The 1,846-nt window shown below is 71.6% G+C and carries 1 pseudogene; it reads right to left on the minus strand.

Annotation, left to right across the window (positions count from 1 at the left end):
* Window positions 1–1,846 (minus strand): annotated as a pseudogene (traA, locus tag NJLHNGOC_RS15455) (Ti-type conjugative transfer relaxase TraA); the annotation flags it as partial.

Here is a 1,846-nt window from a genome sequence, read left to right on the forward strand (position 1 = left end):
CCGGCCGGCACCTGCGCGCGCTGCACACGCGGCAGCCGCAACCCGGCAAAGGGCGAGGCGGGAGCCTCACGCCCGGCCCCACTTTCCCCCTTGCCGGCCCCGGCATCCATCCCGGCCGATACGTCTTTGTCCGCCGCCCGGCCACGCCCCCGCACGGACAGGTCCAGCCCGTCGAACATCCCGCGCTTCCGCTGTGCCGGTGCCGGATCCGGCGTACGGACAGCTTCGGACTGCCTGTCCTTCTGGGGGCCAGAGGCAACCTTCTCACGCCCCACCACGATCTCGCTCTCGGGGACATGCAGCCCGCGCCGCCGCGCGAACCCGGCATCCCGATCCCGGACCTGCGGGTAATCCAGCGTGGTATCCTTCAGCCGCTCGCGCGACAGCCGCCGCACCAGCCCGTCGCGGTCGCCCACATCATCCTGGCCCCAATGGACAGACACGCTCTCCCGATGGCGCGACAGCGCCACATAGGCCCCATGCCGGTCCATGCTCCCCGTCGCCAGCACATGCGCCCGGTCCACCGTCACACCNCTGCGATTTGTGGATGGTGGCCGCATAGCCATGATCCAGCGCGTCATAATCCGCCACCGACACGGACACGACCCGGCCNGCGCCCGGTCCCACCCGGCCCGTCAAGCTGCACCGACAGCACGAGATCCCCGGCCTCGGCCGACCCCGTGATGCCCCGCACCGTGCCCAGCGTGCCGTTCTTTACCCCCAGCTCCCGGTCATTGCGCAGGAAGTAGACCCGCTCCCCGTCCGCGAATACCCGCTCGCCCTGGGCGGTCGGCACCAGCACGTCGTCACCCAGCTCACCCGCCTCCCGCCGGATGGCGCGTGCCGCCTCGTTCAGCGCCCGCACATCGACACGCCGGTGCGCCAGCATGATCTGGCTGTCCTCTGGCGCGGCCTGCCGGGCTTCCTCCCATCCGGCCACCACCCCAGCCCGCGCCTCTTCCAGCGTCTCATGCCCGCGCACCAGGCCGGCCGCCTCATAGCGCCCCAGCGCCCTATCCGTCCGCCCGGTCGCAAGCGCCTTCGTGGCCGCCTGCTGCCAGCCTTCACGCTGCCGGCGCACCGTCGTGATCTCCACCGACCCGACCCGCTCGGCCACCGCCCGGAACGCACCACCGGCCTCGATCGCCTGCAACTGCTCGGGATCACCCACCAGCACGACCTTGGCCCCGGCACCGCGCGCGGCCGACAGCACCCGCTCCATCTGCCGTGACCCCACCATGCCGGCCTCATCCACCACCAGCACGTCCCCGCGCTCCAGCAGGTCGAACCCACGCTCCCACGCCCGCTCCAGGGAGGCCAGCGTCCGGCTCTCGATCCCGGACCCCGCTTCCAGCCCTTCCGCCGCGATCCCCGACAGCGCCGCCCCGCGCACCCGATACCCGGCCTCTTCCCATGCCGCGCAGGCGACACCCAGCATGGTGCTCTTCCCCGTCCCGGCATACCCGACCACGACGGACAGGTCGCGGGACTTCGTGACCTCGCCTACCGCCAGCGCCTGCTCGTCCCCAAGCCCGTCCCGCGCCATCGCCACCCGACGCACCGCCAGCGGCACCGCATGCCCCTGGGCCCGCCCCATCGCAAGCGACGCCTCTTCCAGACGCTGCTCGACCCCGATCACCTCCCGTGTGGAAAACCGCTCCCGCCCATGCCCGTCTTTCCCGAGGGCAACCAGATCCGGACACGCCGCCACCCGAACCATGACAGCACTGAACTGTTCCGCGTCTGCCGTATGCCGGTCCACGAACCGCGCCATGTCCTGCCGGGTGAATGTACTCTGCTGTCGGGTCAGCGCCTCCAGCGCCACATGCGGCTCGGCCAGCAACCT

Source organism: Novacetimonas cocois (assembly GCF_003311635.1).
GTDB lineage: Bacteria > Pseudomonadota > Alphaproteobacteria > Acetobacterales > Acetobacteraceae > Novacetimonas > Novacetimonas cocois.